Raw genomic sequence first — 22,706 nt, 5'->3', positions numbered from 1 at the left:
CGTGACGGTGCCTCCCGAGTTTGCCGGCCTCGGGCGGGCTTGAGCGATGGCAGAGATGTTGCTACAATCGCGGGCTCGCTTGGCTTCGCCTGGCGGGTGCGGGGTGGCGCAGTATGCCACGTCCGCGAAATCGCGAGTCCGTCCATCCGGGGTGTTCCTGTTCAGGAATGTCGGGGCGGACTTCAGACCGAACCCTTTTGGAGAATTCAATGTCCGTCACCATGCGCGAAATGCTGGAAGCCGGTTGCCACTTCGGCCACCAGACCCGCTTCTGGAACCCCAAGATGGCCCCGTTCATCTTCGGCCATCGCAACAAGATCCACATCATCAACCTGGAAAAGACGCTGCCGATGTTCCAGGACGCACTGAAGTATGTGCGTCAGCTGGCAGCGAATCGCGGCACCATCCTGTTCGTCGGCACCAAGCGCCAGTCGCGCGAGATCCTGGCCGAGGAAGCGGGCCGCGCCGGCATGCCGTACGTCGATGCCCGCTGGCTCGGCGGCATGCTGACCAACTTCAAGACGGTCAAGATCTCGATCAAGCGCCTGAAGGACATGGAAGCCGCCAAGGAAGCCGGCGCGCTGGACACCATGAGCAAGAAGGAAGCGCTGATGTTCGAGCGCGAGATGGAAAAGCTCGAGAAGTCGATCGGCGGCATCAAGGACATGGGCGGCATTCCTGACGCGATCTTCGTGGTCGACGTCGGCTACCACAAGATTGCCGTGACCGAAGCCAACAAGCTGGGCATTCCGGTGATCGGCGTGGTCGATACCAACCACTCGCCGGACGGCATCGACTATGTGATCCCGGGCAACGACGACTCGAGCAAGGCGGTTGCGCTGTATGTGCGCGGCGTCGCCGACGCGATCCTGGAAGGCCGCGCCAACGCGGTGCAGGACGTGGTCGAAGCGGTCCGTGGCAGCGACGACTTCGTCGAAGTCGAGGAAGCCTGAGGCCGGGCCTCCAGGTCTGAGCGGCCCGAACGGCCCTGACGGACCCGTGGCGCGCGGCGGCATCGCCGGCCGCGCGACCACCAGAAAAGGGGGCGACATGGTACGCCCCCTTTTTTGAATGCGCGCGGTTCGCGCGAGCCCGGAAGCGGGCGACAAGCAACAGGAAGCAGGCAAGCAGGAATGATTGTCATCCGGCGTGGTTACGATCGCGGCGGATGAGTCGTTGAACACCACGCCACCGGCTGGCGCCGAGCATCGTGGCTCGGCGGACCGGGCGGTGCGTGAACCAATCAAGGAGTGACAAATGGCGGCAATTACCGCAAGCATGGTGGCTGAACTGCGCGCGAAGACCGACGCGCCGATGATGGAGTGCAAGAAGGCCCTGACCGAAGCCGACGGCGACCTGGCCAAGGCCGAAGAGCTGCTGCGCGTCAAGCTGGGCAACAAGGCCAGCAAGGCCGCTTCGCGCGTGACCGCCGAAGGCGTGGTCGCTGCCTTCATCGACGGCACCACCGGTGCGCTGGTCGAACTGAACTGCGAGACCGATTTCGTCTCGAAGAACGACGACTTCCTGGGCTTCTCGGCCAAGGTCGCCGAGCTGGTCGCCAAGCAGAACCCGGCCGACGTGGCCGCGCTGTCGGCGCTGCCGCTGGACGGCCAGACGGTCGACCAGGTCCGTTCGGCGCTGATCGGCAAGATCGGCGAGAACATGACGATCCGCCGTTTCGCCCGCTATGACGGCGGCGGCAAGCTGGTCTCGTACCTGCACGGCACCCGTATCGGCGTGATGGTCGAGTTCGACGGCGATGAAGTCGCCGCCAAGGACGTCGCCATGCACATCGCCGCGATGAAGCCGGTGGCGCTGTCGTCGGCCGACGTGCCGGCCGATCTGATCGCCAAGGAGCGCAGCATCGCCGAGCAGAAGGCTGCCGAGTCGGGCAAGCCGGCCGAGATCACCGCCAAGATGGTGGAAGGCTCGGTGCAGAAGTACCTGAAGGAAGTCTCGCTGCTGAACCAGCCGTTCGTGAAGAACGACAAGCAGACCGTCGAGCAGATGCTCAAGGCCGCCAACACCACGGTCAAGGGCTTCACGCTGTTCGTGGTCGGCGAGGGCATCGAGAAGCGTCAGGACGACTTCGCTGCCGAAGTGGCCGCGCAGGTCGCCGCCGCGCAGAAGGGCTGATATCCCGGGCGGGAGGCTGGCGCCGGTCTGGCGCCATGACGGCCCGCCGTATAATCGCGAGGGGCACCGAGAGGTGCCCCTCGGCACAAGAAGAGAGAACAATGGCGCGTGCCGCCCGAACGGCCGGCGCATGCGTCCAGCGCGCCGGCCCGCAGGCCGGCCGCGGAGCCCGTTTTCGCCGTCGCCCGTTTTGACTGGCACCGCCCCCGCGGCCTGCCGACGCGCCCGGGCCACGGGGAAAGCCGGCTTGGTCCCGGCGGCATCCGCCCCCCGGGGCGAGGCCCAGATCGAAGACTCGAACCAGCCCGAGGGTGAATATGCCAGCCTACAAGCGCGTCCTTTTGAAACTGTCCGGTGAGGCCCTGATGGGCGACGATGCCTTCGGCATCAACCGGTCCACGATCGAAGGCATGGTCAATGATATTGCCGAGATCGTGAAGCTCGGCGTGCAGGTGGCAGTGGTGATCGGCGGCGGCAACATCTTCCGCGGCGTCGCCGGCGGCGCCGCCGGCATGGACCGCGCGACCGCCGACTACATGGGCATGCTGGCCACGATGATGAACGCGCTGGCGCTGCAGGACGCGATGCGGCACGCCAATATCGAAGGCCGGGTGCAATCGGCGCTGCGCATGGACCAGGTGGTCGAGCCCTATATCCGCCCGCGCGCGATCCGCCAGCTGGAAGAGGGCAAGGTGGTGATTTTCGCCGCCGGCACCGGCAACCCGTTCTTCACCACCGATACCGCTGCCGCGCTGCGCGGCTCCGAGATCGGTGCCGAGGTGGTGCTCAAGGCCACCAAGGTCGACGGCGTCTATACCGCCGATCCGAAGAAGGACCCCAGCGCCACGCGCTACACCACGATCAGCTTCGACGAGGCGATCTCCCGCAATCTGCAGGTGATGGACGCGACCGCCTTCGCGCTGTGCCGCGACCAGAAGCTGCCGATCAAGGTGTTCTCGATCGTCAAGCCGGGCGCGCTCAAGCGCGTGATCCTGGGCGAGGACGAAGGTACGCTGGTCCACGTTTGAGGCGCCGGGCGGGCCCGCCGCGAGGTGGCGCACGCAACGGCACAGAGTAGAATGATTCGTTTTCGGCCCCGTCCGCCGGGGCCATCGCAGCCAGTTTTCCGGAGGTTATGATGAGCGTCGCCGACATCAAGAAGAGCGCCGAGCAGAAGATGCAGAAGACCATCGAAGCGTTCAAGGCCGATCTGGCCAAGATCCGCACGGGTCGTGCCCACACCGGTCTGCTCGACCATGTCCAGGTCGAATACTATGGCTCGCCGGTGCCGATCAGCCAGGTCGCCAATATCGGCCTGGCCGATGCCCGCACCATCAGCGTGCAGCCGTGGGAAAAGAAGATGGTCGGCGCGGTCGAGAAGGCCATCCGCGACGCCGACCTGGGCCTGAACCCCGCCACCATGGGCGACGTGATCCGCGTGCCGATGCCGCCGCTGACCGAGGAGCGCCGCAAGGAGCTGACCAAGGTGGTCAAGGGCGAGGGCGAGAGCGCCAAGGTGGCGGTGCGCAATCTGCGCCGCGACGCGAACGAACAGTTCAAGAAGCTGGTCAAGGACAAGAGCATCTCGGAAGACGACGAGCGTCGCGGCCAGGACGAGGTGCAGAAGCTGACCGACCGCTATGTCGCCGAGATCGACAAGCTGGTCGCCGAGAAGGACAAGGAGATCATGACGGTCTGAGCCGCGCGGCCTTCGCGCCAGCCCACCGGTTTGCCGGGCGGGCGGCGCGGCGACGCTGCCGGGGACCCGTCCACCATCATGCACATCAGTTCCACACTTGCCATCCCCGAAACCGGTTACGTACCGGCCCACGTCGCCATCATCATGGATGGCAACGGGCGCTGGGCCACGCAGCGGCATCTGCCGCGGGTCGCCGGCCATAGCCGCGGCCTCGATGCGGTACGTACCGTGGTGGAGGCGTGCGCGGTGCGAGGGGTCCGGTACCTGACGCTGTTCGCCTTCAGTTCCGAGAACTGGCGGCGGCCGGCCGACGAGGTCACCTTCCTGATGCGGCTGTTCATGATGTCGCTGCGGCGCGAGGTGGTGAAGATGCACGCCAACAATATCCGCCTGAAGGTGGTTGGCGACCTGAGCCGCTTCAGCCCGCGCATTCAGCAGCTGATTGCCGACGCCGAGCGCCGCACGGCCGGCAATACCGGCCTGACGGTGACCATCGCCGCAAACTATGGCGGCCGCTGGGATCTGCTGCAGGCAGTCCGCAAGATGCTGCTGCAGCAACCGATGCTCGACCCCTCGACGATCGAGGAATCGACGCTGGCGCCGCACCTGGCGATGGCCTACGCGCCCGAGCCGGACCTGTTCATTCGCACCGGCGGCGAGCAGCGCATCAGCAATTTCCTGCTGTGGCAGCTGGCCTATTCCGAGCTGTACTTCACCGATGTGTTCTGGCCCGACTTCGACGCGGCCGAACTGGACAAGGCGTTCGCCTCGTACCGGCAGCGCGAACGGCGTTTTGGCCGTACCAGCGCGCAGGTCGTCGCGCCGTCCGGGCTGTCCGGCACCGCGTAAGCGGGCCGGCCGCCAGCCATCGAACCAACCGGGACTCGCAGCGCATGCTTCTTACCCGTGTCATCACCGCCCTGTGCCTGTTGCTGCTGATCCTGCCGATCCTGTTCCTGGCGCCGCCCGCGGCGCTGGCCGGCCTGATGGCGGTGATCGTGGCGCTGGCCGCCTGGGAATTCGGCCGCCTGCTTGGCCTGCGCGGCGCGGGCCCGTGGATCTATGCGATCGCCTGCGTGGTCGCGATGATCGCCTGGCATGACGTGCCGGCGCGCGGCGCGATGCTGTGGCTGATGCAGGCCTCGGTGGTCGCCTGGGGCGTCGCCATCGTGCTGCTGGCGCGCGGCGTGCGCAAGGCCACGCCGGCCTTCGCGATCGTCGCCGGCCTGGTCGGCCTGGTGATCCTGCCCGCCTTCGGCCACGCCGCGATGCTGCTGCGCGGCCTGGGCGTCGGCGTGCTGCTGTCGGCCGCCGCGCTGGTCTGGGCCGCCGATATCGGCGCGTATTTCGTCGGCAAGGCGATCGGCCGGCGCAAGCTGGCGCCGTCGATCAGCCCCGGCAAGTCGTGGGAGGGCGCGATCGGCGGCTGGCTGTTCGCGCTGGCCGTGGCGCTGTCGCTTGCCGCCACCCATGTCTTCGCGCCGACCTGGTTCGACCGCGTGGCCGACCGCAGCGGCCTGCTGACGGTGGCGCTGCTGACGACGCTGATGGTGATCGCCAGCGTCGTGGGCGATCTGTTCGAATCGCTGCTCAAGCGGCAGGTCGGCAAGAAGGACAGCAGCCGGCTGCTGCCGGGGCACGGCGGCGTGCTCGACCGTATCGACGCGCTGCTGCCGGTGCTGCCGCTGGCCGCGCTGCTGATCCTGTATCTCTGATTTTCCCCAGGCCTCTTTCATGCGTCGCATTACCGTCCTTGGCGCCACCGGCTCGATCGGCGACAGCACGCTGGACGTGATCCGGCGCCATCCCGAGCGCTATGCCGTGCATGCGCTGACCGCGCATCGCCAGATCGACAAGCTGGCCGAGCGCTGCGCAGAGTTCCACCCGGCGCGCGCCGTGGTCGGCAGCGAGAGCGCGGCGGCCGAGCTGCGCGAGCGGCTTCGCGTGGCCGGCGTGGCCACCGAGGTGCTGCACGGCGATGCCGCACTGGCCGAGGTCGCCGCCGACGGCGAGGCCGACACCGTAATGGCCGCCATCGTCGGCGCGGCCGGGCTGCGGCCGACGCTGGCCGCGGCGCGGGCCGGCAAGCGCGTGCTGCTGGCCAACAAGGAGGCGCTGGTGATGTCCGGCGCCATCTTCATGGACGCGGTGCGCGAGCACGGCGCGACGCTGCTGCCGATCGACAGCGAGCACAACGCGATCTTCCAGTGCCTGCCGTTCGACGATCCGCGCTATCGGGCCGGCGTCGCGCGCGTGGTGCTGACCGCTTCGGGCGGGCCGTTCCGCACGCGCGATCCGGCCTCGCTGCACGACATTTCCCCCGACGAGGCCTGCGCGCACCCGAACTGGGTGATGGGGCGCAAGATCTCGGTCGATTCGGCCACCATGATGAACAAGGGCCTGGAGGTGATCGAGGCCCACTGGCTGTTCGGCGCGCCGGCCGAACGCATCGAGGTGCTGATCCACCCGCAGAGCATCGTCCATTCGATGGTCGCCTACGCCGACGGCTCGGTGCTGGCGCAGCTCGGCAACCCCGACATGCGTACGCCGATCGCCTATGGGCTGGCCTATCCCGAGCGCATCGACGCCGGGGTGTCGCCGCTGGATCTGGTCGCGGCCGGCACGCTGGCCTTCGAGACGCCGGACCTGCAGCGCTTTCCGTGCCTGGCGCTCGCCTTCGACGCGCTGCGTGCCGGCGGCGTGGCGCCCGCGGTGCTGAACGCCGCCAACGAGGTCGCGGTCGACAGCTTCCTGCAGGGCCAGATCCGCTTCACCGATATCGCCGGCGTGGTGGCGCGCGTGCTCGAGCAGGGCCCGCGCCATGCGGCCGATTCGCTCGACGCGGTGCTGCAGGCCGACCAACAGGCCCGGACGCTGGCCCGCGCGCTGGTGCAGGCAGGGGGCGGGGCACGCATCGGCGCCACGGCCGGCGCGGCCACGCCCAGCTGAACCGGATCGCCGCCATGCAAACCATCCTCGCCTTCATCGTTGCGCTCGGCATCCTGATCTACGTGCACGAGATGGGCCACTACCTGGCCGCACGCGCCTGCGGTGTCAAGGTGCTGCGCTTCTCGATCGGCTTCGGTCGGCCGTTGCTGCGCTGGGTGTCGCGCCATCGCGACCGCACCGAATGGACGCTCGCGGCGATTCCGCTGGGCGGCTACGTCAAGATGCTCGACGAGCGCGAACGCGATCCCGAGCGCGATCCTCCTTATGACCCGGCCGACCTGCCGCGCGCCTTCAACCGCCAGCCGGTCGGCAAGCGCATCGCCATCGTCGCGGCCGGACCGGTCGCCAACTTCCTGCTCGCGATCGTGCTGTATTTCACGCTGTTCGCCGGCGGCATGCAGGAGCCCGCGCCGGTGCTGGCGGCGCCCGTGGCCGGTACGGCCGCGGCCCAGGCCGGCGTGCGCGACGGCGACCGCGTGCTGTCGCTGACCGCCAACGACGAGACCGAGGCGGTGCGTTCCTGGAACGATCTGCGCATGGCCGTGATGGCGCAGGGGTTCGATGGCGCGGGGGCGGTGCTGCGCGTGCGCGGGGCCGATGGCGCCGAGCGCGATCTGCCTATCGCGCGTCTGCCCAATACCGGCGGCGATCCGCAGCGCGATCCGCTGGCGACGCTCGGGCTCGCGCTCAAGGGCGGCCCGGTGACGATCCGCGAAGTGCTGCCCGATTCCGCCGCCGAACGCGCGGGCCTGCGCGCGGGCGACCGCGTGCTGGCGTGGCAGGGCGAGCCGATCCGCCAGGCCGATCAGCTGATCCGCGCGGTGCGCGCGAATCCGGGCGCGCAGGCGACGCTGTCGATCGAACGGGAAGGAAAGACGCTGCAGGTGCCGGTGAAGATCGACGCGGTGCCGGGCGACGGTGAGGGCAAGGGGGAAGGCGAGGCAAAAGCGGCCACTGCCGGCAAGCTCGGCGCGGCGCTGGCGCAGGCGGTGCAGATGGAAACTGTGCGCGATGCCCCGCTGGCGGCGCTCGCCCGTGCCGGACAGCAGGTGTGGGACACGAGCGTGCTGTCGCTGAAGCTGCTCGGCCGCATGCTGATCGGCCAGGCTTCGCTGCAGAACCTCAGCGGTCCGCTGACCGTGGCCGACTACGCGGGCAAGGCCGCGGACCTCGGCTGGCAACCGTTCATCGGCTTCCTGGCATTGGTCAGCGTCAGCCTCGGCGTATTGAATTTGTTACCCATTCCGGTATTGGACGGGGGGCATTTGCTGTATTATTGCGTTGAATTTTTGACTGGCAGGCCCGTTCCAGACCACTGGCAGGCTGTGCTGCAGAAGGTCGGCATTGCCTGCATCTTGCTCCTGACTTCGCTCGCCTTGTTCAACGACGTCAGCCGCCTGTTTCTTGCGCGCAGCTAGAATCCGGTGCGCAACGACGTAGCGGCTTGCCGCGGCACCGGCCACGGCATACCGTTGCGGACCTCGTCGCGAGGCCGCCCGGCGAAGCATCAGAGCCCAATCCTGCATGGAATCAAAGAGGGGATCAAGATTGATCAGACATAAGCGCATCTCGCTTAGCATGCTGGCGAGTGCCATCATCGCGGCCTGGGCACCGGCGGGCTGGGCCGCGGATCCGTTTGTGGTCAGGGATATTCGAGTCGAAGGTCTGCAGCGGGTCGAACCGGGCACGGTCTTCGGCTATCTGCCAGTCAAGGTAGGCGAGACCTTCACCGACGACAAGGGCGCCGACGCAATCCGCGCGCTCTACAACACCGGCTTCTTCAAGGACGTGCAGATCCGCGCCGAGGACGGCGTGCTGGTCGTCCACGTCGAGGAACGCCCGGCCATCTCGCAGCTCGAGTTCGTCGGCATCAAGGAATTCGACAAGGACACGCTGCGCCGTTCGCTGCGGGCCGTCGGCGTGGCCGAAGCGCGCTACTACGACCGCGCGCTGATCGACAAGGCCGAGCAGGAACTGAAGCGCCAGTATGTCGCGCGCGGCTACTACGCGGCCGAGGTGCAGACCACGATCACGCCGGTGGACCGCAACCGCGTGTCGGTCGTCTTCAACGTCGACGAAGGCCCGATCGCCAAGATCCGCCAGATCAATATCGTCGGCAACAAGGCCTTCAAGGAAGGCACGCTGCGCGACGAGATGCAGCTGTCGACGCCGAACTGGCTGTCCTGGTACACCAAGAACGATCTGTACTCGAAGCAGAAGCTGACCGCCGACCTCGAGGCGCTGCGCTCGTTCTACCTGAACCGCGGCTATCTGGAGTTCGCGATCGAATCGACCCAGGTGTCGATCACGCCGGACAAGAAGGACATCTACCTGACGCTGAACATCAAGGAAGGCGACCAGTACAAGGTGTCCGACATCCGCCTGGCGGGCGAGCTGCTCGGCAAGCAGGAAGAAATGGAGAAGCTGCTGACCCTGAAGAAGGGCGACATCTTCTCGTCGGAAAAGCTGACGCAGAGCACCAAGGCCATCACCGACCTGATGGGCACCTATGGCTATGCGTTCACCACCATCAATCCGCAGCCGCAGATCGACCGCGAGAAGCGCGAGGTCGCGCTGACGCTGATGGTCGACCCGGGCCGCCGCGTCTACGTGCGCCGCGTCAACGTGGTCGGCAACAGCAAGACGCGCGACGAGGTGGTGCGCCGCGAGATGCGCCAGATGGAGAGCTCGTGGTTCGACAGCGAGAAGCTGACGCAGTCGCAGGCCCGCATCAACCGTACCGGCTATTTCACCGACACCAACATCACCACCGAGGACGTGCCGGGCGCGCCCGACCAGGTCGATGTGAACGTCAACGTCACCGAGAAGCCGACCGGCCAGATCAGCCTGGGCATGGGCTTCTCGTCGACCGACAAGCTGGTGCTGCAGGCCGGCCTGCGTCAGGACAACGTGTTCGGTTCGGGTACCAGTCTGGGCCTGGACGTGAACACCGCGAAGTCGTTCCGCACGATTGCCCTGACGCAGTACGACCCGTATTTCACCGTCGACGGCATCAGCCGCTCCACCGACATCTACTACCGGACCTCGCGCCCGCTGTACTACATCGGCGATCAGGATTACCGGATCGTGTCGACCGGCGGCAGCTTCAAGTTCGGCGTGCCGTTCTCGGAGAACGACACGGTGTTCTTCGGCATCGGCTACGAGCGGACCGAGCTGACGGTGTCGAACAACACGCCGATCCAGTATCAGCGCTGGGTGCGCGAGAACGGTGACGTCACCAACAACTTCCCGTTCACGATCGGCTGGGCGCGCGATCGCCGCGACAGCGCGCTGATCCCGACCAAGGGCCCGTACACGCAGGCCAACCTCGAGGTCGGTCTGCCTGGCATCGGCGACACGCAGTACTACCGCGCCACGCTGCAGCAGCAGTACTACTACCCGCTGTCGAAGGCCTTCACGCTGGCATTCAACGGCGAAATCGCCTACGGTCACGGCTATGCCGGCAAGGACTTCCCGGTCTTCAAGTATTTCTACGCCGGCGGTATCGGCTCGGTGCGCGGCTACCAGACCAGCACGCTGGGCCCGAAGGACCAGAACGGCAACCCGATCGGTGGCGCCTCGAAGGTGATCGGCAACGTCGAATTCATCTTCCCGCTGCCGGGCTCCGGCGTGGACCGCACGCTGCGGCTCTTTACGTTCTTTGATTTCGGTAACGTGTACCAGGAAGGCGAGGCGCCGCGCTTCAGCGATCTGCGGTATTCGACCGGCCTCGGCCTGTCCTGGCTGTCGCCGATCGGACCGCTGAAGGTCAGCGTGGGCTTCCCGCTCAAGCGCGAAGAGGGCGACCGCACCCAGCGCTTCCAGTTCCAGATCGGTACCGCGTTCTGACAGAGGTCGATTCATGAAAAATACAACCCGCATCATCCAGTCCTTCGCCGTCGCGGCCGGAGCGGCGGCCGCACTGGCGGTGGCCGCCCCCGCCAGCGCGCAGGAAACCCGCATTGCCGCCGTCAATTCCGAGCGCATCCTGCGCGATTCGCAGCCGGCCAAGCAGGCCCAGGTCAAGCTGGAGCAGGAGTTCTCCAAGCGCGACCGCGAGCTGCAGGACATGGCCCAGAAGATCAAGGGCATGGCCGACCGGCTGGACAAGGACACCGCCGTGCTGGCCGATGCCGACCGTCAGCGCCGTCAGCGCGAGCTGGCCGATCTGGACCGCGAATTCCAGCGCAAGCAGCGCGAGTTCCGCGAGGATCTGAACCAGCGCCGCAACGAGGAACTGGCGCAGGTGCTCGAGCGCGCCAACCGGGTGATCCGGCAACTGGCGGAGCAGCGCAAGTACGACCTGATCGTGCAGGAAGCCGTCTACGTCAATCCGCGCATCGACATCACCGACGATGTGATGAAGGCCCTGAACGCCGGCGGCAAGTAAGCCGTCCGCGTTCGTCGTTTCAGGAAGTACCGCGATGAAGACACCCACACTGGGTCAGCTCGCCACGGACACCGGCGCGCAAGTTGTGGGTGATCCCACGCTGGCCGTGCGCGGCCTCGCGCCGCTCGATCAGGCCGGGGAAGGGCAGCTGTCCTTCCTGTCCAATCCGCTGTACCTGCCGCAGGCGCTGACGTCCTCGGCCGCCGCGGTGATCGTCTCGCCGGCCGACCTCGAGCGCATTCGCGAGCAGGGCCGTGCCGACGGCCGCAACTGGCTGGTCGCGCGCAACCCCTACGTCTGCTTCGCCCGCATCGCGCAGCAGTTCGATCGTGCCGCCAACCACGACCCCCGCACCGGCATCGACCCGCGCGCCAGCGTCGCCGACGGCGCGGTGGTGCCCACCTCCTGCTATATCGGCCCCAATGTCGTGATCGAAGCCGGCGCCCGGCTCGGCGAGCGCGTGCGCGTGCTGGCCAACACCTATATCGGCGCGGGCGCGCAGATCGGCGACGATACGCTGCTATACGCCAATGTGTCGATCTACCATGCTTGCGTAGTCGGGCAGCGGTGCATCGTGCACAGCGGCGCGGTAATCGGTGCCGACGGTTTCGGTTTTGCGCCGGACATCCGCCCGGACGGCGTTGAATACGTCAAGATTCCGCAGACCGGCCGCGCGGTGCTCGGCAACGATGTCGAGATCGGCGCCAACACCGCGATCGATCGCGGCGCGATGGGCGATACCGTGATCGAGGACGGCTGCAAGATCGACAATCAGGTCCAGATCGCGCATAACGTGCGCGTCGGCGCCCACACCGTGATCGCCGGCTGCGCCGCGATCGCCGGCAGCACCAAGGTGGGCCGCTTCTGCGTGATCGGCGGTTCGGCCAATTTCGCCGGCCATCTGCAGGTCGCCGATCGCACCACGGTGTCGGGCGGTACCTCGATCACCAAATCGATCACGAAGCCGGGTCAGCACTTCACCAGCGTGTTCCCGTTCCTGCCGCATGGCGACTGGGAGCGCAACGCCGCCATCGTGCGCGGGCTGTCGAAGCTGCGCGAACGCGTGGTGCAGCTCGAAAAGCGCCTGCGCGGGCAGGCCCCGGACGCCACGACAAAGAATACGGAAGAGAAATCATCATGACCGCCACCGACATCGACATCCGCCAGATTCTGAAGCTGTTGCCGCATCGCTATCCGATCCTGCTGGTGGATCGCGTGCTCGAATTCGAACCGCAGAAGCGCATCAAGACGCTGAAGAACGTCACCATCAACGAGCCGTACTTCCAGGGCCATTTCCCCGGCGCGCCCGTGATGCCCGGCGTGATGATCCTCGAAGCACTGGCGCAGTCGGCCGGCCTGCTGACCTTCGGCGCCGACATGGAGCGCAAGGAAGGCTCGCTGTACTACTTCGTCGGCATCGACGGCGCCCGCTTCAAGCAGGTGGTCTATCCGGGCGACCAGCTGCATATGCATGTCTCGGTCGAGCGCTACATCCGGGGCATCTGGAAATTCAAGGCGCACGCGACGGTCGACGACAAGATCGCCTGCGAGGCCGAACTGATGTGCACCGTCAAGCAGGCCGACGCCTGAAGACACGGCGCCTGGCGCCGTCTTGACGCGGCGCCCGCGAACGTAAGCGCGAACGCGGGCGCGCCGCCCACAACAAGATCGATAGGACTTTCACGCATGACGCAAATCCATCCCACCGCCCTGGTCGACCCGAAGGCCGAACTGGCGGCCGACGTCAGCGTCGGACCGTTTTCCATCGTCGGTCCCCATGTGCGGATCGGCAGCGGTACCGTGATCGGTTCGCACACCACGATCGAAGGCCATACCACTGTCGGCGAGGACAACCGCATCGGGCCGTACGCCTCGGTCGGCGGCGCGCCGCAGGACATGAAGTACCGCGACGAGCCGACCCGGCTGGTGATCGGCGACCGCAACCGCATCCGCGAATTCACCACGATCCATACCGGCACGGTGCAGGACGAGGGCGTGACCAGCATCGGCAACGACAACTGGATCATGGCCTACGTCCATATCGCGCACGATTGCCGCGTCGGCAATCACACGGTGTTCTCGAGCAATGCGCAGATCGCCGGCCATGTGCAGGTCGGCGACTGGGCCATCCTCGGCGGCATGAGCGGGGTGCACCAGTTCGTGCGCATCGGCGACCATGCGATGCTCGGCGGCGCCTCGGCGCTGGTGCAGGACGTGCCGCCGTTCGTGATCGCGGCCAGCGACAAGAACGGCAACAAGGCCACGCCGCACGGCATCAACGTCGAAGGGTTGCGCCGCCGCGGTTTCGATGCGGGCCAGATCGCCGCGCTGCGCCAGGCCTACAAGCTGCTGTACAAGTCGGACCTTGGCTTCGACGAGGCCCAGGCCGAGATCGGGCAGATGCTGACCCAGGCCGATGCGAGCACTGCTGTGCCGCTGCGGGCCTTCCTCGAGTTCATCGCCGCGACCAAGCGCGGCATCGTGCGCTGAAGCCCGGCGTCGCCATGGCCGACGCGAAAATGCAGCCGATCCCGGTACTGGAATCCCAAGCCGCCGCCGCGTCGTCGGCGCTGCCCCAATTGCGGGGCGAGATCGCAATGGTGGCCGGCGAGGCCTCGGGTGATCTGCTTGCCTCGCTGCTGTTGGCGGGGCTGCGTGCGCGGCTCGGCGACGCGGTGTCCTACTCGGGCATCGGCGGCGCACGCATGATGTCGCAGGGCTTCGTCTCGCACTGGCCGATGGAGACGCTGTCGGTCAACGGCTATGTCGAGGTGCTGGGCTCGCTGCGCGAGATTCTGGCCACCCGCCGCGCGATCCGCGACCGCCTGCTGGCCGATCCGCCGCTATGCTTCATCGGCGTCGACGCACCCGATTTCAACTTCGGGCTGGAAGTGCCGCTGCGCCGTGCCGGCATTCCGGTGGTGCACTTCGTCAGCCCATCGATCTGGGCCTGGCGGGGCGGGCGCATCCGCACCATCGCGCGTGCGGTCGATCATATTCTTTGCCTGTTTCCATTCGAGCCGGAGATCTACGCCAAGGCCGGCATCGCGGCGACCTATGTGGGCCATCCGCTGGCCGACGTGATCCCGATGGTGCCCGACGTCGACGGCGCACGGGCGAGGCTCGGTCTGCCCGCCGGGCGCCGCGTGGTCGCGGTGCTGCCGGGCAGCCGGCAGTCCGAGGTTCGGCATCTGGGTGCGACCTTTTTTGCCGCGATGAACCAGATGCGGCAGATGGACAACGCGCTGGCCTTCGTGGTGCCGGCCGCCAATGCGTCGCTGCGGGCGGTGATCGAATCGCATGCCAGCGAGTATCCCGACCTCGACGTGACCATCGTCGACGGCCAGTCCCATCTGGCGATGGAAGCGGCCGACGTGGTGCTGCTCGCCAGCGGCACCGCCACGCTGGAAGCGGCGTTGTACAAGAAGCCGATGGTGATCTCGTACAAGGTGCCCTGGCTCACCGCGCAGATCATGAAGCGTCAGGGCTATTTGCCCTATGTCGGCCTGCCGAATATCCTGTCGGGACGCTTCGTCGTGCCCGAGCTGCTGCAGGACGACGCCACGCCCGAGGCGCTGGCGCGCGAGACGCTGCTGCAGCTGAACGACCAGGACAACACCGCCTTCCTGTACGAGCACTTTACGCAGATGCACCAGACCCTGCGCCGCAATACTGCCGATATCGCCGCCGACGTGGTGGTCGATCTGCTGCGCAGCCGGAGGGCCGGCTGATGGCGCGGCTGCCTGCGCGCTCGCCCGGCACCGGCACCGCCCAGGTCGGCAAGACCGGCAAGGCCGGTGCGCCCGCCAGGGCCGCCACGGCGGCCAAGGCGACGAGGTCCGGCAAGGCCGCCAGGGCGGCCGCCGCCGACGCGCAACTGGACCTGTCGCTGTCGCCCGCGGCCGCGATGGCGCAGCGACTGTGCGGCGTCGACGAGGCCGGACGCGGTCCGCTGGCGGGCCCGGTGTTCGCCGCCGCGGTGGTGCTCGATCCAGCGCGGCCGATCGAGGGCCTTGCGGACTCCAAGATCCTGACCGCCGCCCGGCGCGAGGCGCTGTTCGACGAGATCTGCTCGCGCGCGATGGCCTGGCATATCGCCTTCGCCACGGTCGAGGAAATCGACACGCTGAACATCCTGCACGCGACCATGCTGGCGATGCAGCGGGCGGTGCACGGCCTGGCGGCCTGCGGCATCGCGCCGGACCTGGTGCAGGTCGATGGCAACCGCTGCCCGCACGTGCCGTATCCGGTCGAGGCGGTCATCAAGGGCGATGCCACGGTGCAGGCCATCTCCGCCGCCTCGATCCTGGCCAAGGTCGCGCGCGATCGCGAACTGGTCGCGCTGCATGCGCAGTATCCCGAGTACGGCTTCGACAGCCACGTCGGCTACGGCACGCCGCAGCACTTGCTGGCACTGGCCCGCTTCGGCGCGACGCCGCATCACCGCCGCTCGTTCGCGCCGGTGCGCGAGGCGCTGTTGCGCGGACCGCTGGGCGCCGACGCCATCCTGCCGGTGGGCGTGCCGGTGGGCGATATCGACGGCTTTGGGCCGCGGCCGTCGCCGGACGAGCTGGCCGAGACCATCGACGCATTCGACGCGCTCGAAGCGATCGACGAAGCGATCGACGAAGCGGTCGGCGCGGCAATCAACCCCGGCCCGGCACTTTCCTAGGCCCCTTGCGGCATAACGTAGAACAACGTGGATTAACGTGAAGCACGTCAGCTCGCGCGACAACGCGCTGTTCAAGCATTTGAAGGCCCTGACCGGCTCGACCCATCAGCGGCGCAAGGCCGGCCAGTCGGTGCTCGACGGCGTGCATCTGGCCGACGCCTATCTGGGTGCCCTGGGGCAGCCCGTCAGCTGCGTGGTCTCGGAGCGCCATCTGGGCCATCCCGAAGTCGCCGCGCTGCTGGCCCGCATCGACGAGCAGCGCGTGGTGGTGCTGGCCGACGCGCTGTTCGCTCAGATTACCGGCGTGGTCAACGGCATCGACCTGATGCTGGTGATCGATACCCCGGCAGGGCATCTGCCGGCGCGCATCGACACCGACTGCATCGTGCTGGACGGCGTGCAGGACGCGGGGAATGTCGGCTCGATCCTGCGCAGCGCCGCGGCAGCCGGTATCGGGCACGCGTTCCTCGCTACCGGCAGCGCCTTCGCCTGGTCGACCAAGACGCTGCGCGCGGCGATGGGCGCCAATTTCCACCTGAATATCGTCGAGCACTGCACCGTCGAGATGCTGGCGCCGCGGCTGGCCGTGCCGCTGCTCGCGACCTCGTCGCACGCCGACACGGCGCTGTTCGATACCGACCTGCGCGGGCCGGTCGGCTGGGTGGTCGGCAACGAAGGGGCAGGGGTCAGCGCGCAGTGGATGGCGCTGGTCGAACGGACGGTCGGCATTCCGCAGCCGGGCGGGCTGGAGTCGCTGAACGTGGCCGCGGCCACCGCGGTGTGCCTGTTCGAGGCGGTGCGGCAGCGGCGGGGGGTAGGGCGGGAATAAGGTCGGTAAAAGGGCTTGAAACTAGTGCCCGGTGCGGTTTTCCCTGCGACACCGGGCTCCCCTCTCCCGCACGGCGGGAGAGGGAGTCACCAGAGAGGGGAAAAACTCCCCCTCAATAGTTGTCCCGATCGACCTTGATCTCCTGCAGGATCGTGGTGGCGATTTCCTCGATCGACTTGTGCGTCGACGACAGCCATTTGATCCCCTCGCGGCGCATCATGATCTCGGCTTCGTTGACCTCATAGCGGCAATTTTCCAGCGACGCGTATTTGCTGCCGGGCCGGCGCTCATTGCGGATCTCGGACAGCCGCTGCGGATCGATCGACAGGCCGAAAATTTTCGGCTTGAAATCGTACAGCGCCGACGGCAGCTTGCCGCGCTCGAAATCGTCGGGAATCAGCGGGTAATTGGCCGCCTTCAGGCCATATTGCATCGCCAGATACAGGCTGGTCGGCGTCTTGCCGCTGCGCGACACGCCCACCAGGATCACGTCGGCCTCGGCCAGATTCTTGTGGGACTGGCCGTCGTCATGGGCCAGCGAGAAATTGATCGCCTCGATCCGGTTCTTGTACGCCTCGGTATCGGCATTCTGGTGAAAGCGCCCGATCGCGTGGGTCGATTTCAGGCCCAATTCCTTTTCGAGCGGCTCGATAAAGGTCTGGAACATGTCCAGAATCATGCCCTTGGCGCGGCGCAGCGCCTTGTTCGACTCGGCATTGACCAGCGTGGTGAAGACGATCGGCGGAACGCCTTCGCCATAGAAGGCCTCATTGATCTTGCCGACCGCCATATGCGCCTTTTCCGGCGTATCGATAAAGGGCATTCGCACCTTGCGAAAGCGCATCTCGAACTGGGCCAGGATCGAATGGCTGAATGTTTCGGCGGTGATCCCGGTGCCGTCCGAGACGATAAATACGGTGCGGACGGCGGGCTTGTCGGCGCGCGGCGCGGCGGGGGAATCCATGTCTGAACAATTATTTGGGGCCTGCCGCACGCGAAAGTGCGGTGCGGCACGGTAGAATAGCGGCGATCTTTTCGCTAAGCAATTGCACGGCGCGCCACGCGCGGGACGATTCGAGGCGGGATTGTCGACAAAATGGCTCGACAGCTTTCCGCCGATTTCATCGACCCGATCAGCCGCGACGGCCCACCGGTCACGGCCGATCCGCGCCCCGGATTGTTTAGCAAAGCGATCCGCCCGGTAGCAGAACTCCAATCACATTCCGGCGTGAGCGACAGGTTTCCTACTTTGTTTTGAGGCTTTTATGACCAACCTGGCAAATGACGGCGCCTACGTGCTGCCGTTCGAGCAGTTGCGCATGGCGGATGTGGAAGTGGTGGGGGGCAAGAATTCGTCGCTCGGCGAAATGATCTCCCAACTGGCAGGCGCCGGCGTGCGCGTGCCCGGCGGCTTCGCCACCACCGCCTTGGCCTTCCGCGACTTCATCGCCCACAACAACCTCACGCAACGCATCTCCGATCGCCTCAAGGCGCTCGACGTCGATGACGTCAAGGCGCTGGCCGAAGCCGGAGCCGAGATCCGCAACTGGGTCGCCACCGCACCGTTCCAGCCGCGCCTGGAGCAGGAAATCCGCGAGCACTATGCCCGTGTCGCCGAGCGCGAAGGTGCCGAGGCATCCTTTGCGGTTCGCTCGTCGGCCACCGCCGAAGATCTGCCTGACGCCTCGTTCGCCGGCCAGCAGGAGTCCTACCTGAACGTCAGCGGCATCGACGACGTGCTCGACAAGATCAAGCACGTGTTCGCCTCCCTGTACAACGACCGCGCGATCTCGTACCGCGTGCACAAGGGCTTCGCCCACGACGTGGTGGCGTTGTCGGCCGGCGTGCAGCGCATGGTCCGTTCCGACCTGGCCGCTTCGGGCGTGATGTTTACCATCGACACCGAATCGGGCTTCCCCGACGTGGTGTTCATCACCTCCAGCTATGGCCTGGGCGAAACGGTGGTGCAGGGCGCGGTCAATCCGGACGAGTTCTACGTCTTCAAGCCGACGCTGCAGGCCGGCAAATACCCGATCATCCGCCGCTCGATCGGCTCGAAGCTGATCAAGATGGAATTCACCGCGCCCGGCGAAGCCGGCCGCGTCAAGACCGTCGACGTGCCCAGCGAACTGCGCAACCGCTACTCGATCACCGACGAGGACGTCTGCGAGCTGGCGCGCTACGCGATGATCATCGAGAAGCATTACGGCCGCCCGATGGACATCGAGTGGGGCAAGGACGGCAAGGACGGCAAGATCTACATCCTGCAGGCGCGCCCCGAGACCGTGAAGAGCCAGTCGGCCGGCAAGGCCGAGCAGCGCTTCAAGCTGAAGGGTACCTCGGCGGTGCTGGCGACCGGCCGCGCCATCGGCCAGAAGATCGGCACGGGCCCGGTGCGCGTGATCAATGATCCCAGCGAAATGGAGCGCGTGCAGCCTGGCGACGTGCTGGTCGCCGACATGACCGACCCGAACTGGGAGCCGGTGATGAAGCGCGCTTCGGCCATCGTGACCAACCGCGGCGGGCGCACCTGCCACGCCGCGATCATCGCGCGCGAGCTGGGCGTGCCGGCCGTGGTCGGCTGCGGCGACGCCACCGACGTGCTCAAGGACGGCACGCTGGTTACCGTCTCCTGCGCCGAAGGCGACGAGGGCCGCATCTACGACGGCCTGCTCGAGACCGAGGTCACCGAGGTCCAGCGCGGCGACATGCCGGAGCTCGACGTCAAGATCATGATGAACGTCGGCAATCCGCAGCTGGCCTTCGATTTCGCGCAGATCCCGAACAGCGGCGTGGGTCTTGCCCGTCTCGAATTCATCATCAACAACAATATCGGCGTTCACCCGAAGGCCATCCTCGACTATCCGCAGGTCGATTCGGATCTGAAGAAGGCGGTCGAGAGCGTGGCCCGCGGCCATGCCAGCCCGCGCGCGTTCTATATCGACAAGTTGGCCGAAGGCATCGCCACCATCGGCGCAGCCTTTTATCCGAAGCCGGTGATCGTGCGCCTGTCGGACTTCAAGTCCAACGAGTACAAGAAGCTGATCGGCGGTTCGCGCTACGAGCCGGACGAGGAAAACCCGATGCTGGGTTTCCGCGGCGCCTCGCGCTATATCGCCGAGGACTTCGCCGAGGCATTCGAGATGGAATGCAAGGCCATGAAGCGCGTTCGCGACGAGATGGGCCTGACCAACGTCGAGATCATGGTGCCGTTCGTGCGTACGCTGGGCCAGGCCGAGAAGGTCGTCGACCTGCTGGCCAAGCACGGTCTGAAGCGCGGCGAGAACGGCCTGCGCGTGATCATGATGTGCGAGGTGCCGTCCAACGCGATCCTGGCCGAGGAGTTCCTGCAGTACTTCGACGGCTTCTCGATCGGCTCGAACGACCTGACGCAGCTGACGCTGGGCCTGGACCGCGATTCGGGCATGGAGCTGCTGGCCAAGGACTTCGACGAGCGCGATCCTGCGGTGCGCTTCATGCTGTCGCGCGCGATCTCGACCGCGCTGCGGCTGAACAAGTATGTCGGCATCTGCGGCCAGGGCCCGTCGGACCATCCGGACTTCGCCGCCTGGCTGGCCAAGGAAGGCATCAAGTCGATCTCGCTGAATCCCGATTCGGTGATCGACACGTGGCGGCAGCTGGCGTCGTAATTTGAGCGACGACAACAGGTTCGGTGCCGTCTGCCGGGCCCTGCTTCGGTAGGGCGCGGCCATGCCCCCGCAGGTGCTTCGGTGCCGCGGGGGTTTTTCGCTTTGGGCGGGACATGGCCGCGGTCGATGCACAGGGCCGTGCCCCGCAAGAAAACTAGAAAGCAATAACGATATCGAGGGGTGAATCGCCATGGCGGACTACCACATCTGGTTCGGCCTTGCGGTACTGCTGGTCATTGCGGAACTGGCCAGCCTGACGCTGTATCTGCTGATCGTCGCGCTGGCGGCGGTGGCCGCCGGCATCGCCGCGCTGTCGGGGCTCGCCCTCGCGGCGCAGTTCGGCGTCGCGGCGGTGATCGCGCTGATCGGCTTCGCGGCGCTGCGGCGCTCGCGCTATGGCCGCGCGCGGCGCGGGGCGGCCGCTACCGATCCCAACGTCAATCTCGATATCGGACAGGAGCTCGATGTGCCGGCCTGGGACGCCGATCGGCGCGCACGGGTGCCGTATCGCGGCGCGCAGTGGCAGGTCGAACTGGGCGGCCCCGGCGAGGCGCTGCCGGGCCGCTATCGCATCGTCGAAGTCCGCGGTAATACGCTCGTCGTGGTGCCGCGCTAGCCTGTCGCCGACGTCGCGTTGGGCCACGGCGCGCGGGGCAACGCCACGCCGCGAGCCCATGCCGCCTTTGGCGTGCTGCCTTCCTTTTGCCTTCCTTTTGCCTTCCTTTTCGATTCCTTCTCCCTTCCAACCACCGATGGAGTCCCCATGCTAGAAGTCGCCGGCAGCGTGCTGCCTCTCCTGGTCCTGATCGCCGTGATCGTGCTGCTCGCGCAGAGCTTCAAGATCGTGCCGCAGCAGCATGCCTGGGTGCTGGAGCGCCTGGGCAAGTACCGCGCGACGCTGACGCCCGGACTGAACGTGGTGCTGCCGTTCATCGACCGGGTCGCCTACAAGCACATCCTGAAGGAAATCCCGCTCGACGTGCCCAGCCAGGTCTGCATCACCAGAGACAACACGCAGCTGCAGGTCGACGGCGTGCTGTACTTCCAGGTCACCGATCCGATGAAGGCATCGTATGGCTCGAGCAACTTCGTCGTCGCGATCACCCAGCTGGCGCAGACCACGCTGCGCTCGGTGATCGGCAAGATGGAGCTCGACAAGACCTTCGAGGAGCGCGAGTACATCAACCACAGCATCGTCAATGCGCTGGACGAGGCCGCCTCGAACTGGGGCGTCAAGGTGCTGCGGTACGAGATCAAGGACCTGACCCCGCCGAAGGAAATCCTGCATGCGATGCAGGCGCAGATTACGGCCGAGCGCGAGAAGCGGGCGCTGATCGCGGCGTCGGAAGGCCGCCGGCAGGAGCAGATCAACCTGGCCTCGGGCGCCCGCGAGGCGGCGATCCAGCAGTCCGAAGGCGAACGTCAGGCGGCGATCAACAAGGCGCAGGGCGAGGCCGCGGCGATTTTGGCGGTGGCCGAGGCCAACGCGCAGGCGATCGAGAAGATCGGCCGTGCGATTCGCGCCGAGGGTGGCGTCGAGGCGGTCAATCTGAAGGTTGCCGAGGAATATGTCGGCGCCTTCGCCAATCTGGCCAAGACCGGCAATACGCTGATCGTGCCGGGCAATCTGGGCGAAATGAGTTCGATGGTCGCGTCGGCGCTGCAGATCGTCAAAAGCCAGAAGAGCGCGGGCTGATCGCGAGGCCTCTGCCAATCGTCGTCCCCGCGAATGCAGGGAGGCAGTGACTGACAAAGACGCTGGATTCCCGCCTTCGCGGGAACGACAGCGTGGCGCAGCGGAGCGTTATTCCTTCCCGCCGCTCTTGATGATCCGTGCCTTCTCGCGCTGCCAGTCGCGGTCCTTCTCGGTCTCGCGCTTGTCGAACAGCTTCTTGCCCTTGGCGAGACCGATCTCGCATTTGACGCGGCCGCGCGTGTAATGCAGGTTCAGCGGCACCAGCGTATAGCCGCGCTGCTCGACCTTGCCGATCAGCTTGCGGATCTCGTCGGCCTTGAGCAGCAGCTTGCGCGTGCGGACCGGATCCGGCTTGACGTGCGTGGAGGCGCTCTGCAGGGGGCTGATATGCGCGCCGATCAGGAACAGCTCGGCGTCGCGCACCACCACATAGCCTTCCTTGATCTGCACGCGCCCCGCGCGGATCGCCTTGACCTCCCAGCCTTCGAGCACGATCCCGGCTTCGTATCGCTCCTCGATGAAATAGTCGAAGAAGGCCTTCTTGTTGTCTGCGATGGTCATGCGTGGCGGATGGTAGGGTGTGGCGGCGCCGTTGTGCGGCCCCGCGTGTTTGGCGGAGGCCGGTGGGGCGACCGCTGGTACGATGACTGGCGCCGCGGCCGATGGCGGCGTCCCGGCCGGAGTG

21 protein-coding genes are annotated in these 22,706 nt (G+C 66.6%); 19 read left to right on the top strand and 2 right to left on the bottom strand.

Annotated features, from left to right (window positions below; all coding sequences use genetic code 11):
- The first annotated feature begins 209 nt into the window (after window positions 1-209).
- From rpsB to HTY53_RS14355, 16 genes are all read left to right on the top strand, one after another.
- The gene (rpsB, locus tag HTY53_RS14430) at window positions 210-953 is read left to right on the top strand and encodes a 30S ribosomal protein S2 (protein ID WP_006578103.1); all 744 of its coding nucleotides are present in this window, start codon (window positions 210-212) and stop codon (window positions 951-953) included.
- Window positions 954-1,257: 304 nt separating this feature from the next.
- Window positions 1,258-2,136 carry a translation elongation factor Ts gene (gene tsf, locus HTY53_RS14425; protein WP_174107293.1) on the top strand — a complete coding sequence of 293 codons (879 nt, stop codon included), beginning with the start codon at window positions 1,258-1,260 and terminating at the stop codon, window positions 2,134-2,136.
- 317 nt (window positions 2,137-2,453) lie between these two features.
- On the top strand, window positions 2,454-3,164 hold the full coding sequence (pyrH, locus tag HTY53_RS14420; protein ID WP_006578101.1) for a UMP kinase: 711 nt from the start codon (window positions 2,454-2,456) through the stop codon (window positions 3,162-3,164).
- Window positions 3,165-3,274: 110 nt separating this feature from the next.
- Window positions 3,275-3,835 carry a ribosome recycling factor gene (gene frr, locus HTY53_RS14415; protein ID WP_174107292.1) on the top strand — a complete coding sequence of 187 codons (561 nt, stop codon included), beginning with the start codon at window positions 3,275-3,277 and terminating at the stop codon, window positions 3,833-3,835.
- 78 nt (window positions 3,836-3,913) lie between these two features.
- Window positions 3,914-4,684 carry an isoprenyl transferase gene (locus HTY53_RS14410; RefSeq protein ID WP_174107291.1) on the top strand — a complete coding sequence of 257 codons (771 nt, stop codon included), beginning with the start codon at window positions 3,914-3,916 and terminating at the stop codon, window positions 4,682-4,684.
- Between the two features lie 44 nt (window positions 4,685-4,728).
- A complete protein-coding gene (locus tag HTY53_RS14405) occupies window positions 4,729-5,550 on the top strand; it encodes a phosphatidate cytidylyltransferase (protein WP_174107290.1) in 822 nt (273 codons plus the stop codon).
- Window positions 5,551-5,569: 19 nt separating this feature from the next.
- Window positions 5,570-6,784: a 1-deoxy-D-xylulose-5-phosphate reductoisomerase gene (gene ispC, locus HTY53_RS14400; RefSeq protein ID WP_174107289.1), complete on the top strand. Its 1,215-nt coding sequence runs from the start codon at window positions 5,570-5,572 to the stop codon at window positions 6,782-6,784.
- Window positions 6,785-6,798: 14 nt separating this feature from the next.
- Window positions 6,799-8,202, top strand: coding sequence for an RIP metalloprotease RseP (rseP, locus tag HTY53_RS14395; protein WP_174107288.1), 1,404 nt, complete (start codon window positions 6,799-6,801; stop codon window positions 8,200-8,202).
- A gap of 130 nt (window positions 8,203-8,332) precedes the next feature.
- The gene (bamA, locus tag HTY53_RS14390; protein WP_174107287.1) at window positions 8,333-10,633 is read left to right on the top strand and encodes an outer membrane protein assembly factor BamA; all 2,301 of its coding nucleotides are present in this window, start codon (window positions 8,333-8,335) and stop codon (window positions 10,631-10,633) included.
- Window positions 10,634-10,646: 13 nt separating this feature from the next.
- Window positions 10,647-11,174: an OmpH family outer membrane protein gene (locus HTY53_RS14385; RefSeq protein ID WP_174107286.1), complete on the top strand. Its 528-nt coding sequence runs from the start codon at window positions 10,647-10,649 to the stop codon at window positions 11,172-11,174.
- A gap of 34 nt (window positions 11,175-11,208) precedes the next feature.
- Window positions 11,209-12,315, top strand: a complete 1,107-nt coding sequence (gene lpxD / locus HTY53_RS14380) for a UDP-3-O-(3-hydroxymyristoyl)glucosamine N-acyltransferase (protein WP_174107285.1) — start codon at window positions 11,209-11,211, stop codon at window positions 12,313-12,315.
- On the top strand, window positions 12,312-12,764 hold the full coding sequence (gene fabZ / locus HTY53_RS14375; RefSeq protein WP_174107284.1) for a 3-hydroxyacyl-ACP dehydratase FabZ: 453 nt from the start codon (window positions 12,312-12,314) through the stop codon (window positions 12,762-12,764). Before lpxD ends, fabZ begins: the two co-directional genes overlap by 4 nt.
- 96 nt (window positions 12,765-12,860) lie before the next feature.
- The gene (lpxA, locus tag HTY53_RS14370) at window positions 12,861-13,664 is read left to right on the top strand and encodes an acyl-ACP--UDP-N-acetylglucosamine O-acyltransferase (RefSeq protein ID WP_174107283.1); all 804 of its coding nucleotides are present in this window, start codon (window positions 12,861-12,863) and stop codon (window positions 13,662-13,664) included.
- Window positions 13,665-13,771: 107 nt separating this feature from the next.
- On the top strand, window positions 13,772-14,905 hold the full coding sequence (gene lpxB / locus HTY53_RS14365; protein ID WP_254599963.1) for a lipid-A-disaccharide synthase: 1,134 nt from the start codon (window positions 13,772-13,774) through the stop codon (window positions 14,903-14,905).
- Window positions 14,906-15,081: 176 nt separating this feature from the next.
- Window positions 15,082-15,846 (top strand): ribonuclease HII, encoded by a 765-nt coding sequence (rnhB, locus tag HTY53_RS14360; RefSeq protein ID WP_174107348.1) that lies wholly within the window; start codon window positions 15,082-15,084, stop codon window positions 15,844-15,846.
- Window positions 15,847-15,883: 37 nt separating this feature from the next.
- Window positions 15,884-16,675 carry a TrmH family RNA methyltransferase gene (locus HTY53_RS14355; protein ID WP_174107282.1) on the top strand — a complete coding sequence of 264 codons (792 nt, stop codon included), beginning with the start codon at window positions 15,884-15,886 and terminating at the stop codon, window positions 16,673-16,675.
- 112 nt (window positions 16,676-16,787) lie between these two features.
- Here HTY53_RS14355 and ppsR read toward each other — a convergent pair whose 3' ends face one another.
- Window positions 16,788-17,639: a posphoenolpyruvate synthetase regulatory kinase/phosphorylase PpsR gene (ppsR, locus tag HTY53_RS14350; RefSeq protein ID WP_174107281.1), complete on the bottom strand. Its 852-nt coding sequence runs from the start codon at window positions 17,637-17,639 to the stop codon at window positions 16,788-16,790.
- A 301-nt stretch (window positions 17,640-17,940) separates the two neighbouring features.
- On the opposite strand from ppsR, the gene ppsA reads away from it, so the two are divergent.
- The 3 genes from ppsA (at window position 17,941) to HTY53_RS14335 (ending at window position 22,021) form a co-directional block, all read left to right on the top strand.
- Window positions 17,941-20,325, top strand: coding sequence for a phosphoenolpyruvate synthase (gene ppsA / locus HTY53_RS14345; RefSeq protein ID WP_174107280.1), 2,385 nt, complete (start codon window positions 17,941-17,943; stop codon window positions 20,323-20,325).
- A gap of 190 nt (window positions 20,326-20,515) precedes the next feature.
- Complete coding sequence (locus tag HTY53_RS14340; RefSeq protein WP_174107279.1) at window positions 20,516-20,941, top strand: NfeD family protein; 426 nt, start codon at window positions 20,516-20,518, stop codon at window positions 20,939-20,941.
- 147 nt (window positions 20,942-21,088) lie between these two features.
- A complete protein-coding gene (locus HTY53_RS14335; protein ID WP_174107278.1) occupies window positions 21,089-22,021 on the top strand; it encodes an SPFH domain-containing protein in 933 nt (310 codons plus the stop codon).
- A gap of 108 nt (window positions 22,022-22,129) precedes the next feature.
- On the opposite strand, the gene smpB is transcribed toward HTY53_RS14335, so the two are convergent.
- A complete protein-coding gene (gene smpB / locus HTY53_RS14330; RefSeq protein ID WP_006579356.1) occupies window positions 22,130-22,582 on the bottom strand; it encodes an SsrA-binding protein SmpB in 453 nt (150 codons plus the stop codon).
- Window positions 22,583-22,706 lie beyond the last annotated feature (124 nt).

Source organism: Cupriavidus gilardii (genome assembly GCF_013314895.1).
In the GTDB taxonomy this organism is placed as follows: domain Bacteria; phylum Pseudomonadota; class Gammaproteobacteria; order Burkholderiales; family Burkholderiaceae; genus Cupriavidus; species Cupriavidus gilardii_C.
This window is presented reverse-complemented; position numbering and strand designations above follow the sequence as displayed.

What these genes read in the sequence shown, in the direction of transcription:
- HTY53_RS14405 (WP_174107290.1), top strand. Translation starts at nt 4,729, where the DNA reads ATGCTTCTTACCCGTGTCATCACCGCCCTGTGCCTGTTGCTGCTGATC.
- frr (WP_174107292.1), top strand. Translation starts at nt 3,275, where the DNA reads ATGAGCGTCGCCGACATCAAGAAGAGCGCCGAGCAGAAGATGCAGAAG.
- rseP (WP_174107288.1), top strand. Translation starts at nt 6,799, where the DNA reads ATGCAAACCATCCTCGCCTTCATCGTTGCGCTCGGCATCCTGATCTAC.
- smpB (WP_006579356.1), bottom strand. Translation starts at nt 22,582, where the DNA reads ATGACCATCGCAGACAACAAGAAGGCCTTCTTCGACTATTTCATCGAG.
- ppsR (WP_174107281.1), bottom strand. Translation starts at nt 17,639, where the DNA reads ATGGATTCCCCCGCCGCGCCGCGCGCCGACAAGCCCGCCGTCCGCACC.
- fabZ (WP_174107284.1), top strand. Translation starts at nt 12,312, where the DNA reads ATGACCGCCACCGACATCGACATCCGCCAGATTCTGAAGCTGTTGCCG.
- ispC (WP_174107289.1), top strand. Translation starts at nt 5,570, where the DNA reads ATGCGTCGCATTACCGTCCTTGGCGCCACCGGCTCGATCGGCGACAGC.
- lpxB (WP_254599963.1), top strand. Translation starts at nt 13,772, where the DNA reads ATGGTGGCCGGCGAGGCCTCGGGTGATCTGCTTGCCTCGCTGCTGTTG.
- HTY53_RS14340 (WP_174107279.1), top strand. Translation starts at nt 20,516, where the DNA reads ATGGCGGACTACCACATCTGGTTCGGCCTTGCGGTACTGCTGGTCATT.
- ppsA (WP_174107280.1), top strand. Translation starts at nt 17,941, where the DNA reads ATGACCAACCTGGCAAATGACGGCGCCTACGTGCTGCCGTTCGAGCAG.
- HTY53_RS14385 (WP_174107286.1), top strand. Translation starts at nt 10,647, where the DNA reads ATGAAAAATACAACCCGCATCATCCAGTCCTTCGCCGTCGCGGCCGGA.
- lpxD (WP_174107285.1), top strand. Translation starts at nt 11,209, where the DNA reads ATGAAGACACCCACACTGGGTCAGCTCGCCACGGACACCGGCGCGCAA.
- HTY53_RS14410 (WP_174107291.1), top strand. Translation starts at nt 3,914, where the DNA reads ATGCACATCAGTTCCACACTTGCCATCCCCGAAACCGGTTACGTACCG.
- HTY53_RS14335 (WP_174107278.1), top strand. Translation starts at nt 21,089, where the DNA reads ATGCTAGAAGTCGCCGGCAGCGTGCTGCCTCTCCTGGTCCTGATCGCC.
- rnhB (WP_174107348.1), top strand. Translation starts at nt 15,082, where the DNA reads ATGGCGCAGCGACTGTGCGGCGTCGACGAGGCCGGACGCGGTCCGCTG.
- tsf (WP_174107293.1), top strand. Translation starts at nt 1,258, where the DNA reads ATGGCGGCAATTACCGCAAGCATGGTGGCTGAACTGCGCGCGAAGACC.
- pyrH (WP_006578101.1), top strand. Translation starts at nt 2,454, where the DNA reads ATGCCAGCCTACAAGCGCGTCCTTTTGAAACTGTCCGGTGAGGCCCTG.
- lpxA (WP_174107283.1), top strand. Translation starts at nt 12,861, where the DNA reads ATGACGCAAATCCATCCCACCGCCCTGGTCGACCCGAAGGCCGAACTG.
- rpsB (WP_006578103.1), top strand. Translation starts at nt 210, where the DNA reads ATGTCCGTCACCATGCGCGAAATGCTGGAAGCCGGTTGCCACTTCGGC.